The 10,968-nt window shown below is 73.7% G+C and carries 10 protein-coding genes and 1 pseudogene; 6 read left to right on the forward strand and 5 right to left on the reverse strand.

Annotated elements, in window-relative coordinates; translation table 11 throughout:
• Positions 1-1,561, forward strand: a 1,561-nt coding sequence (locus H0488_RS17995; RefSeq protein WP_183100618.1) for a helix-turn-helix transcriptional regulator, incomplete at its 5' end; no start/stop codon positions are given.
• Between the two features lie 16 nt (positions 1,562-1,577).
• Here the strand turns inward: H0488_RS17995 and H0488_RS18000 are convergent.
• Positions 1,578-1,886, reverse strand: coding sequence for an antibiotic biosynthesis monooxygenase (locus H0488_RS18000; RefSeq protein ID WP_183100619.1), 309 nt, complete (start codon positions 1,884-1,886; stop codon positions 1,578-1,580).
• Positions 1,887-2,074: 188 nt separating this feature from the next.
• Here H0488_RS18000 and ilvD point away from each other — a divergent pair, with 188 nt between their 5' ends.
• Positions 2,075-3,790, forward strand: a complete 1,716-nt coding sequence (gene ilvD, locus H0488_RS18005; RefSeq protein ID WP_183100620.1) for a dihydroxy-acid dehydratase — start codon at positions 2,075-2,077, stop codon at positions 3,788-3,790.
• Here the strand turns inward: ilvD and H0488_RS18010 are convergent.
• The 3 genes from H0488_RS18010 to H0488_RS18020 are packed head-to-tail and all read right to left on the reverse strand — an operon-like array spanning position 3,780 to position 5,746.
• Entirely contained in the window at positions 3,780-4,433 is a 654-nt protein-coding gene (locus H0488_RS18010) for a hypothetical protein (RefSeq protein WP_183100621.1), read from the reverse strand. The genes ilvD and H0488_RS18010 overlap by 11 nt on opposite strands.
• 37 nt (positions 4,434-4,470) lie before the next feature.
• Entirely contained in the window at positions 4,471-5,181 is a 711-nt protein-coding gene (locus tag H0488_RS18015) for a hypothetical protein (protein WP_220794749.1), read from the reverse strand.
• On the reverse strand, positions 5,168-5,746 hold the full coding sequence (locus H0488_RS18020) for an RNA polymerase sigma factor (RefSeq protein ID WP_183100622.1): 579 nt from the start codon (positions 5,744-5,746) through the stop codon (positions 5,168-5,170). The genes H0488_RS18015 and H0488_RS18020 overlap by 14 nt, the downstream gene beginning before the upstream one ends.
• A gap of 53 nt (positions 5,747-5,799) precedes the next feature.
• Here H0488_RS18020 and H0488_RS18025 point away from each other — a divergent pair, with 53 nt between their 5' ends.
• Genes H0488_RS18025 through H0488_RS18035 form a run of 3 tightly spaced genes read left to right on the forward strand, consistent with a single transcriptional unit; the run spans position 5,800 to position 8,019 of the window.
• Complete coding sequence (locus H0488_RS18025) at positions 5,800-6,249, forward strand: hypothetical protein (protein WP_183100623.1); 450 nt, start codon at positions 5,800-5,802, stop codon at positions 6,247-6,249.
• A 56-nt stretch (positions 6,250-6,305) separates the two neighbouring features.
• Positions 6,306-7,274, forward strand: coding sequence for a pyridoxamine 5'-phosphate oxidase family protein (locus H0488_RS23730; RefSeq protein ID WP_220794750.1), 969 nt, complete (start codon positions 6,306-6,308; stop codon positions 7,272-7,274).
• Positions 7,275-7,302: 28 nt separating this feature from the next.
• Positions 7,303-8,019 (forward strand): GNAT family N-acetyltransferase, encoded by a 717-nt coding sequence (locus H0488_RS18035; RefSeq protein WP_183100624.1) that lies wholly within the window; start codon positions 7,303-7,305, stop codon positions 8,017-8,019.
• Positions 8,020-8,201: 182 nt separating this feature from the next.
• Here the strand turns inward: H0488_RS18035 and H0488_RS18040 are convergent, their stop codons facing one another.
• Positions 8,202-10,193 carry a hypothetical protein gene (locus H0488_RS18040; protein ID WP_183100625.1) on the reverse strand — a complete coding sequence of 664 codons (1,992 nt, stop codon included), beginning with the start codon at positions 10,191-10,193 and terminating at the stop codon, positions 8,202-8,204.
• A gap of 108 nt (positions 10,194-10,301) precedes the next feature.
• Here H0488_RS18040 and H0488_RS18050 point away from each other — a divergent pair.
• A pseudogene (locus H0488_RS18050) lies at positions 10,302-10,968 on the forward strand (CHAD domain-containing protein); the annotation flags it as partial.

The raw sequence follows: 10,968 nt of genomic DNA on the forward strand, positions 1-10,968 counted from the left end.
CGACCAGCCCGGTGCCGACCTCGACCTCGACATCCGCGAGGCCGAGGTCGAGATCCACGCGCTGGCCGGCGACATCCCGCGGGCGGTGACGGCCGCCGACGACCTGGTCCAAGAGCTCGCCGCTGCCGACGACGAGGCGGAGCGGCTCGCCCGGCTGCGGCTGCGGTTGGCGCGGGCGCTGCTCGCGGGCGGCCGGTGGGACGAGGCCGAGGCGACGCTCGCGCAGGCCTCGGGAGACCCGGCGCTCATCCACGTGCTCGCCGCCCGGCTGGCGCTGGGCCGCCAGCAGGAGGACCTCGCCGTCGAGCGAGCCCGGGCGGCGTTGGCCGAGGTCGGCACCGACCGTCCCGAGGTGGCGTGCGAGGCCTGGGAGGTGCTGGGCAGCGCCGCCCGGGGCCGGGACGTGATCGAGGCCGAGAACGCGTTCGAGGAGGGCTTCCGTCTCGCCGACCGGAGCGGGCTGGTGCTGTGGCGGTGCCGGCTGCTGGCCGCGCTCGGCGCGCTCGACATCGTCCACCGGCGGCCGAAGGACGAGCGGCTCGTCGCCGCCCGCTCCGCCGCCCTCGCGGCGGGTGCGATCGCGACCGCCGCGCGCGTGGAGCTCGACCTCAACATGCTGCGGATCCGCTACTTCGAGCTGGACCGGGCGATGGCAGCCATCGACAACGCGATCGAGATGATGACCCGGCTCAAGCTGCCGGACCTCTCGATCGCCCACGTGGTGCGCGCGCTGACCCACGGCCTGGGCGGCGACGACGACGCGATGGCCGCCGACCTCGCGGCCGCGTTCGAGGTCCCTCACGACCCCGACCTGCTCGCGGTCGGCATCCCCGGCCATGTGCTCGGCCCGGTCGCGCTGGCGCGGGGGCGGTACGACGAGGCGCGCGAGCACTGGGCCGAGGCCGTCGAGGCGGCTCGACGGTTCCCTTCCCTCCCGTTCTCCACCCGCGGCCTGTGGGCGCTCCTGGAGACCGTCCTCGACACCGGCGCCGACGGGGGAGCGGCGGCGCGGGAGGCCATCCGCACCGGTCCCCAGGCCAACGCCCCCTACAACTGGTTCGTGCTGCGCTACGCCGACGCGATCGCGCTCGGCCGGGCCGGCCAGAAGGAGCAGGCGGAGCAGGTCTTCGCCGATGCCGAGTGGCCGTTCCCGGGCCGGGAGCCGTGGATGGAGCTCCACGCCCGCGTGCTCGTCGCCCGCGCGGCCGCCGCCGACGGCTGGGGCGAGCCCGAGCAGTGGTTCCGGGCCGCGCTCGAGGGCCTGCTCGACTACGGGCAGACGGAGGCCGCGTCGGCGTGCCGGGTGGCGATGCGGGAGGCCGGCTTCGCCGTACCCCGCCGGGCCGTGGGCAGCGACCGGGTCCCCGCCCACCTCCAGAAGCTCGGCGTCACCGCCCGGGAGTACGACGTGCTCGAGCTGGTCGTCGACGGACTCCCCAACAAGACCATCGCCGACCGGCTGTTCCTGTCGGTCCGCACGGTGGAGACCCACGTCGCGCGGCTGCTCCAGCGCACCGGGGCGCCCGACCGGGGAGCGCTCGGCGCCCACCTGACCCCCTGAGCGCGATCGGGGGCCATCACTCCAGGCGCAGGCCGGGCCGGGGCGCGAAGTCGAGGTCGGCGACGGTGTCGACCCGCCCGACGTTCCAGGAGCGGGCGGGGTTGGAGGGCAGGGCGAGGGTGGCGCGCCCGACCGCGGCGGCGTGCTGCTCTGTGTCGAACTCGACGGTGATCGTGCAGTGCCGGCGGTCCTCGGCCAGGAACCACTGGCTGGACACGAAGCCCGGCTGCTGTTTCATCCAGGGAGCCATCTCGCCGCGCAACAGCTGGACCACCTCGTCCGCGCGGTCGGGGTCGAGATCGAGGCTGACGAGCAGTGTTGTCACGGTCGCGACCCCACTTCCTTCTGTTCTGGCTGTTCTGGCTGGCGCCCTGCTGGATGTCCAGTCTCAGAGTGATCCCCCGGCGCGCGCCGTACATCCGTAGCCGGTACTGATACAAGATTTGATGACCAGCCCTGCCGCGCATCGGACACCGGTCGGCCGCGCTCGGGCGGGGCAACTACGCTCAACGCATGGCTCGACCGACTGATCAAGGCGCCACCCCCGCGGCCCCCCAGCCCGACATCAAGCCGCGCTCGCGCGACGTCACCGACGGCCTGGAGCGGGCCGCCGCCCGCGGGATGCTGCGCGCGGTCGGCATGGGTGACGAGGACTTCGCCAAGCCCCAGATCGGGGTCGCCTCGAGCTGGAACGAGATCACCCCCTGCAACCTGTCGCTGGACCGGCTCGCGAAGGCGGTCAAGAACGGCGTGCACGCCGGGGGTGGCTACCCGCTGGAGTTCGGCACCATCTCGGTGTCCGACGGCATCTCGATGGGCCACGAGGGCATGCACTTCTCGCTGGTGTCCCGTGAGGTGATCGCCGACTCGGTCGAGGTCGTGATGCAGGCGGAGCGGCTCGACGGCTCGGTGCTGCTGGCCGGCTGCGACAAGTCGCTGCCCGGCATGCTGATGGCCGCCGCCCGGCTCGACCTCGCCAGCGTCTTCCTCTACGCCGGCTCGATCATGCCCGGCAACGTCGACGGCAACGACGTCACGATCATCGACGCCTTCGAGGCTGTCGGCGCGTGCCTGGCGGGCAAGATCACCCGCGCGGAGGTCGACCGCATCGAGCGGGCGATCTGCCCGGGCGAGGGCGCCTGTGGCGGGATGTACACCGCCAACACGATGGCCTCGATCGGTGAGGCGCTCGGGATGTCCCTCCCGGGTTCGGCCGCGCCTCCGGCCGTCGACCGCCGCCGCGACGGGTTCGCCCACAGGTCGGGCGAGGCCGTGGTCGAGCTGCTCCGCAAGGGCATCACGGCTCGACAGATCATGACCAAGGAGGCGTTCGAGAACGCCATCGCGGTCACGATGGCGCTCGGCGGCTCGACCAACGCGGTCCTCCACCTGCTCGCGATCGCGCGCGAGGCCGAGGTCGATCTGGACCTCGACGACTTCAACCGGATCGGCGACAAGGTCCCCCACCTGGGCGACCTCAAGCCGTTCGGCCGTTACGTGATGAACGACGTCGACCGGGTCGGCGGCATCCCGGTGGTCATGAAGGCCCTGCTCGACGCGGGCCTGCTGCACGGCGACTGCCTCACCGTCACCGGCAAGACGATGGCGGAGAACCTCGACGAGATCGCTCCGCCGGCGATCGACGGCGACATCATCCGGGCGCTCGACAAGCCGATCCACAAGACCGGCGGCCTGACCATCCTCAAGGGCACCCTGGCCCCTGAGGGTGCGGTCGTGAAGAGCGCCGGCTTCGACGAGTCGGTCTTCGACGGCGTCGCCCGGGTCTTCGACGGCGAGCGGGCCGCGATGGATGCGCTCGAGGAGGGCAAGATCCAGCCCCGCGACGTGGTGGTGATCCGCTACGAAGGCCCCAAGGGCGGGCCCGGCATGCGCGAGATGCTCGCCATCACCGGCGCGATCAAGGGCGCCGGACTGGGCAAGGACGTGCTGCTGATCACCGACGGCCGGTTCTCCGGCGGCACCACCGGCCTCTGCGTCGGCCACATCGCCCCCGAGGCGGTCGACGCCGGCCCGATCGCGTTCGTCCGCGACGGTGACCCGATCACCCTGGACGTCGCCAACCGGACCCTCGAGCTGCACGTCGAGCCCGAGGAGCTGGAGAGGCGCAAGGAGGGCTGGGAGCCGCTGCCGCCGAAGTACACCCGCGGCGTGCTCGGCAAGTACGCCAAGACGGTCCAGTCGGCCGCGGTCGGCGCGATCACCGGCTGAGCGAGCGCCTCCGGGCGATGAGCAGGGCGGTCGCGAGCAGGACGGTGACGACGACCGCGGCCGGCACCACGACGTCGTACGACGTGCCCTCGTCGGACTCGTCCGGGCTCGGCGCGCCGGGAGTGGCCTCGGGGTCGGCCGTCGCGAGCGCGGGCTGTGGCTGTTCCGCGGACCCCGTCGGTCCCGTCGACCCCTTCGCCTTGTCCACCGCACCGAGCCCGACCAGCTGCTCGGTGAGAGCAGGTGCGCTCGACCAGCCGTCCGCCACGGGTTCGCCGAAGATCTCCTGGCCGGGCACGAGGTGCACCCAGGCGCCGCCCTCGGCGAACGGGTACGCGTGCTGGACGACGTCCTCCTCGCCCAGGTCCCACGTGAGCACGTAGCGGGCGCCGAGCGCCTCTGCGGCGACGTCCGGCGCGGGTTGCGGCCGCTGGTTGCTGTAGATGTCGAAGATGCGAGCCGCCTCGCTGAGCGAACCCAGGTCCACGTCCTGCCCGTTGTTCGTGAAGTGGCTCAGCGTCCGGTCGACGCCGGGCCCCGCGACAGCGACCTCGGCGGGGCCTTTCGCCATGGCGGGAGAGGCCGTCGTGGCAAGCAGGAGCATGAGTACGGCGACGCACGCCGATCGCAGAGCAGTCTTCATGCCCGGGTTACACCGCTGGGCCAGGAACGGTTCCCGGTCACCGCACGGAGCGGGCGATCGCGACGGCGTCGCGCTGGCCGAGCCGCACGCCCTCCAGCCGCAGCGTCACCCCGGACCGGGCCTCCCAGACCAGGCTGGGACCGGCAAGCCTGGCTGTCGCCGTGATCTCCCGGCCCTCGCGGTCGACGTAGGTGAGGTCGTGCGCAGCGCCGATCCACCACGCCCGTGCCCCGTCGAGCCGGACCGGCTCGACCGACGTCGGACCGATGTCCTTGCCGAAGACCGGCCCCAGGCTTCCGTCGAACTGACCGAGGACGATCCGCCCGTCGCGCCAGGACATCGTCACCACCCGGCCGCGATCCGCGACGACCACCTCGTCGGGCGGCCCGAGCCGGGCGGGGACGAGGATCGCGAAGTCGACCTGCGCCTGCGCCTCGGCGAGGGAGGTGGACGCCTCGGAGTCAGGCAGCGGGGCCAGGGGCTCCGGCGGCGCATCGGGGGTGTCGGAGGAGATCTCGATCCCGGCGACACCGAGCAGGTCTGCAGCGAACGCTCGCACCTGCGGTGACAGGAAGGACGCCGCGACCAGCGCCGTCAACGCGGCCGCAACCAGAGCACGCACCGGCCTCGGCCTCCGCTCGCCGCCCGAGCCGAGGTCGTCGATCCGGGCCAGCACCCGGTCCGGCAGGTCGGGCCGGGAGGCCGGAGCGACCCGGTCGGCCAGCGCGGTCAGCTCATCCTCGATCATGGCTCACCTCCAGTTCGGTCAGCTCGGCCCGCAGCCGGGCGAGCGCGCGAGAGGCGCGCGACTTCGCCGTACCGGCCGGGATCCCGAGCGCGGTCGCGGTCTCGGCCTCGGTGAGGCCGAGCAGCCAGCGGCACACCACCACGTCGCGCTCCGCGGGCCGCAGTGAGCGGACCGCCGCCAGCAGGGACCGCTGCCGCTCGGCAGCGAGCGCGTCGAGGGCCGGGTCGGGACCGTCGCGCAGGTCGAGGGCGCGCACGGCGAGCGCGTCGCGGCGGCGCCGGCCCCGCACCGTGTTGCGGGTCTGGTTGGCGACGATGCGGACCAGCCACGGCCGGAACGGCGCACCGGGCCGGAACCGGTCGAGTGCCTGCCACGCCTTCACGAACGCCTCCTGGACCACGTCGTCCACGTCGGGACCGGCGCCGAACCAAGCGGCTGCCCGGGTGGCGGCAGGCGCGTGCGCGGCGACCAGGTCCGCGAACGCGTCCCGGTCACCGGCCTGTGCTCGCCGTACCGCCTCGGTCTCGTCCGTCGATCGCTCCGGTTCTGTGGCTGGTGTCGTCATTACACCGCGGATCGCCGTTCGGTTCCCGACACCGGTGTGCCACGATCGCGGCCATGGCGTCGACGCGCGACAACCCGTCCGAGGGTTACCGGGCCGACCTCGACGGCCTGCTCGACGTGGTCCTGCCGCTCGCTGAGCAGCAGCTCACCCTGCGGGGCGAGTTCTACCCGTTCGGGGCGGCCGTCTCGGCCGACGGCGAGACGTCGTTGACCGCGACCGAGGACGACCTCGGTGATCGGGAGCAGTCCCAGGCCGTCCTCGACCGCCTCTACGACGTGGCCCGCGCGCGGGCGCACGACCAGCGGGCCGTCGCGTTCGTCGCCGACGTGCTCGCTCGCGGCTCCTACGCCGTCCGCGTGGAGCTGGAGCACGAGGACGGCGTGGCGCTCGTGGTGCTCCTGCCCTACACGCGGACCTGGTTCAAGAAGAAGGTCACCCTCGGCCGGATGACCGTGACGCCGGGGCAGGCCCGGGTCTGGGGCGAGGCTCCGCAGATCCCGTAGCGCGGTCGCGATCGACCCCGGCCAGGTCGGCGCTCGCGCTCCTCTACCCTCACCGCATGGCCAAGGTGTACGACGCCGTCGAGGGACGGCTGCGGGAGTTCATCGAGCAGCAGCAGGTCTTCTTCGTCGCGACGGCTCCGCTCGCGGCCGACGGGCACGTCAACGTCTCGCCGCGCGGCATCCCCGGCACGTTCGCGGTGCTCGACGAGCGCACGTTCGCCTGGCTCGACGGCACCGGCAGCAGCAGCGAGACGATCGCGCACCTGCGCGAGAACGGCCGGATCACGTTGATGTTCTGCGCTTTCGAGGGCCCTCCCAACATCGTCCGGCTGCACGGCACCGGGCGGGTGGTCGCCCTCTACGACGACGGGTACGACGACCTGGCTGCCCGGTTCACCGAGCTGCCCGGCGCGCGGGCGATCGTCGTCGTCGACGTCGAGCGGGTCTCCGACTCGTGCGGCTGGGGCGTTCCGCTGATGACCTACCAGGGGGAGCGCGACCTGGTGCAGCCGTACTTCGAGCGCAAGGGCGTCGACGGCTCCGCGGACTACCGCCGTCGCAAGAACCGCACCAGCCTCGACGGACTGCCCGCCTTCGACGACGACCCGATGGACGAGTGGTCGACCCTCGACGGGCTGGCGGCGATCAGGGAGCGACTGGCCGGCCAGATCGACGGCTGGGTGCCGCCGGCGTCGTACGCCCTGGCCGTCGACGGCGAGCTGCCCTACGTCAACGCCCCGGGCGGGCGCCACGGCCTGCCGGCGGTGGTGCTGGCCACCGTCCTCAAGCACGACGGCAGCACCGCCACGCTCGAGGTCAGCCGCCAGCAGCTCGACGAGGCGATCACCGCGCTCGCCCCGGCAGCCGCCTGCACCGACGTCGACCACCCCAACCTGGCCGCCTGGCGGGAGATCGCCGCGCGGCTGGACGCCAACGGTGGCGGCACCGTCTCGGCCGTCTTCGTCCGTTCGGCCGACGACCCGGTCGGGTCCGCGCTCGACGCAGCCCTCCGCGCTGCGTGGTGAGGAGGGCGCGCGTCGTACTCTCGTCGCCGTGCCGGAACTGAACCCCTTCGACCAGTACGTCGGCGACGTGGTGCCCGGGTGGGAGCGCCGTCCCGCCCCGGAGCCGGTCACCCTGCTGGGTCGCTACGTGCGGATCGTCCCGCTGAGCTCGGTGCACTACGCCGACCTGTTCGACGCCGTGTGCGGCCCGGACGACGACCCGTTGTGGACCTATCGGCCGATCGCGCGGCCCACCTCCCTGGCGACGCTGTGGATGCACCTGGCCGCGCTCGTGGACTCACCGGTCGACCTGACCTTCGCGCTGGTCCCGATGGAGGGCGAGCGCGCCGACCGGGCCAGCGGGATCGCCTCGTTCATGCGGGTCGATCCGGGCACCGGGCAGGTCGAGGTCGCGGGCGTGCTCTACGCCCGGACCCTGCAACGTACCCGGGCCGCCACCGAGGCGATCCACCTGCTGATGCGGCACGCCTTCGACGACCTCGGCTACCGCCGGTTCGAGTGGAAGTGCGACAGCCTCAACGAGCCGTCGCGGCGCGCGGCCCGGCGCCTGGGCTTCGTCTACGAGGGTCGGTTCCGCAACCACATGATCACCCAGGGCCGCAACCGCGACACCGACTGGTTCTCCGTCACCGCCGAGGAGTGGCCGCGGGTGTCGGCGGCCCACCAGGCGTGGCTCGACCCGGACAACTTCGACGACGCGGGGCGACAGCGGACCTCGCTGTCGTCGTACCCCGCCGCTGGTTGAGGTGAGGGGCCGCCCGCGGCCGCGAATCCAAGGCGGTGGGATGGCTGCGAGGCGACTCGCTGCACTGGCCGCATCGGCAGCCCCCTCCGTCACATCGGACAGGCAGAACTGACGCCTGTCGGGTGTTGCAGTGGCCGACAAGCGCAGGAATCACCGGTCGACCGGGGATTCCTGCAACCCCGTCACAGCGGCGCCCCCACCCGATCCGCCGCGGCGGCGACCAGCTCGCGGGCGGTGCGCAGCCGGCGGAAGTACGTCGCACGGCTGAGGAACGTCGCCCGCATCACCTGGTCGTGGGTGGCTGCCGGCTCGAGGTAGCGCTGCTCCAGGAGGTCGGCGAGGGCGGGCTGGTCGTGGAGCGCGGTGAGCATCATCCGGCGGACCCAGGTCCGCACCCGGTCGGCGGCGTGCCGCACGTCGTGCCCCAGCGGTGCCGACGGGAGCGCGGCGAGCGCGCCGTCGTCGTGGAAGTCGTCGAGGGCGGCCAGCACCAGCTCGCCCTGGGTCTGCGGTTCGGGCAGCACGATCCCGTGCTCGCGCGCGACCCCGCGGAACAGCAGACCGACCAGTCCGCAGGGGCCGACGTCGGCGATCCAGGTCCGCACCTCCTGGCCGCGCACCTTGCGCCGCAGCTCGGGCACCTCGACGTAGCCGCAGTCGGCCACGACGGCGCGCTCGAAGTCGGTCCACCCGAACTCGTTGACCAGGTCGAAGCGGGGGTTGGGCACCCGGCAGCGGCGCAGCGTGTGGCCGTTGCGCAGCGCCATCACGTTGGGGTCCTCCTCGGTGGCGCCGGGGGTCATCAGCTGGAACGGGCTGATCACGACCCGGTCGGCGATGTCGTGGCGTGCCGCGTAGTCGAGCAGCGGCGCGATCAGCTCGGCCCGGGCGTCGTCGGCCTCGACCAGGGCGGCGGCCTCGGCGAGCGGCAGCGCGACCGCCGCCGCGACCACCCGGCCGTCCGTGTGCCGGACCACCTGGGTCGGCGTCCGCCACGAGCCGGCCGGCTGTGGCTGCAGCCACGGTCGTACGGCGTCGCCGAGCCGGCCGGGCGCCCAGCACGCGATCTCGTCGGCCTCCGAGGAGCGCACGTCGTCGCCGTACAAGGTGGCGCTGTGCGACGGAGCCATCCCGGCGTGGAGCTTCGGGTCCTCGCTCAGCCCGGCGAGCTGGTGCAGCGCGCGCGCGTCGCCGAGGCGTGCCCGGTCCCGCAGGTGCGAGGCGATCCGCAGCACCACGTCGGAGATCCGCATGCCGTCGTGGCGGACCCGTTGGGCCACGGTGTGCGCGACCAGCGGGTGGAGGGTGACGCCCGCGCCGCTGCGCTCGACGAACGAGTACGACGCCAGCGTGGCCAGTGCCGCGTGGCAGTCGCGCTCCGGCAGCACGTCGCCCAGCAGCCGGCTGTCCACCCAGCCGGCGACGGCGGCCACCTCGAGCAGCTCGGTGTCGAGCTGGTCGAGCGCGAGGCCGGAGACGTGACCGACCAGGTCGGAGGCGGTCGCGGCGAGGACCGGTCCGCCGGGCTCGATCGCGGCCGCGCCGTGCTCGACCCACGCGGCGGCGCCGAGCACGAGCGCGAGCGGGAGCCCGCAGGCCCAGGAGCTGATCGCCGACCGGGCGCAGTCGTCGTCGACGCCGTGCTTGCGCAGCACCTGGTCGGACTGGCAGGGGTTGAGGGACGGCATCCGCAGGGTGGCGACCAGGGGCGCCAGCTCGGGCGGCACCCACGCGGGCGGCTGCTCGATCGCCGCGGTCACGACCCGGGTCGACCCGGGCAGCGAGGCGAGGGTGCGACCGAGGGCGTGGGCGCGGGCACCGAGCTCGCCCAGCTCGTCGACCAGCACCAGCAGGTCGCCGTCGGGCAGGTCGGCGAAGACGTCGGCGAGCCGCGGCCCGGCCGCGGCCAGCTGACGGCCGTCGAGGGCGAGCACGTGGTAGCCGAGCCGTTCGCCGCGCCGCGCGGCCTCCCGGAGCGCCGCGCTCTTGCCGGTGCCGCCGGTGCCGCTGAGCAGCAGCAGCCGGGTGTCGGCGACGTCGTCGAGCAGCTGGTCCAACCGCCGGGCGACCGGTTCGGGGCAGACGTAGCGCCGTTCGTCGACGGTGCCCGCCAGCGTGGCCAGGCTGGCGCGCGCAGTCGCGCGAAGGGGAGCGAGGTGCTGGAGTGAGCCCACGGGGGAAGGGTGGAGGACCGTCCTTCGAGTTTTCTTCGAGTCGGTCCCGGTGTCACCTCGCCGTGGGAGTGTTGGGGCATGGGCGGGCGGGAGATGACCGCGGGCGACATGCTGGCGGACATCGTCGGCGACCTGGTCGCGCTGATCGACGCGCGCACGCCCGCGGCGCTCGCCGACGAGCCCGATGCCGTCCATCAGCTGCGGACCGCCGTCCGCCGGTTGCGCAACGTGCTGGCCGCGTTCTCGCAGTAAGTCGAGCCCGACGTCGTCGGCGGACTGCGCGCCCAGCTCGCCGAGTACGGCGACCAGCTGGGCCTCGCGCGCGACCTCGAGGTGCGAGCCTCCTGGTGCGAGGACGTCGCGACCGAGATCGGGGTCGAGGCCGGACTGCGGGACCGGCTGGTCCGGCCGTTGCGGGAGGACCACGACCGGGCCCACGCGGCGTTCGTGACCTGGTCGGCGTCACCGCGGGCGAAGGAGCTGCAGGTCGCGCTGCTCGCGTGGACCGGAGCGCCGGCGCTGGCCAACGGCAGCGCGCGTCCTGCACGGGCCGTCGCCCGCGAGGTGGTGTCGGCCCAGGTCGAGCGGGTGCTGGCGCTGGCCGAGCACTACCGCGACGACGAGGAGTCCGCCCACGCGCTCCGCAAGGCGGGGCGCCGGCTCCGGCACACCGCGGACGCCGTCACCCGCCCGCCCGCAGCCGTGCTCGGCGAGGACGCGGCCGCGCTCGGCAGGCTCGGCTCCCAGCTGCAGTCGCCGCTCGGCGACCACCGCG

The organism is Nocardioides pelophilus (assembly GCF_014180685.1).
GTDB classification, from domain to species: Bacteria; Actinomycetota; Actinomycetes; order Propionibacteriales; family Nocardioidaceae; genus Nocardioides; species Nocardioides pelophilus.

Excerpts from the sequence above, each read along its gene's own strand:
- H0488_RS18015 (WP_220794749.1), bottom strand. The coding sequence starts at position 5,181 with ATGATCGAGGATGAGCTGACCGCGCTGGCCGACCGGGTCGCTCCGGCC.
- H0488_RS18010 (WP_183100621.1), bottom strand. The coding sequence starts at position 4,433 with ATGAAGACTGCTCTGCGATCGGCGTGCGTCGCCGTACTCATGCTCCTG.
- H0488_RS18025 (WP_183100623.1), top strand. The coding sequence starts at position 5,800 with ATGGCGTCGACGCGCGACAACCCGTCCGAGGGTTACCGGGCCGACCTC.
- ilvD (WP_183100620.1), top strand. The coding sequence starts at position 2,075 with ATGGCTCGACCGACTGATCAAGGCGCCACCCCCGCGGCCCCCCAGCCC.
- H0488_RS18020 (WP_183100622.1), bottom strand. The coding sequence starts at position 5,746 with ATGACGACACCAGCCACAGAACCGGAGCGATCGACGGACGAGACCGAG.
- H0488_RS23730 (WP_220794750.1), top strand. The coding sequence starts at position 6,306 with ATGGCCAAGGTGTACGACGCCGTCGAGGGACGGCTGCGGGAGTTCATC.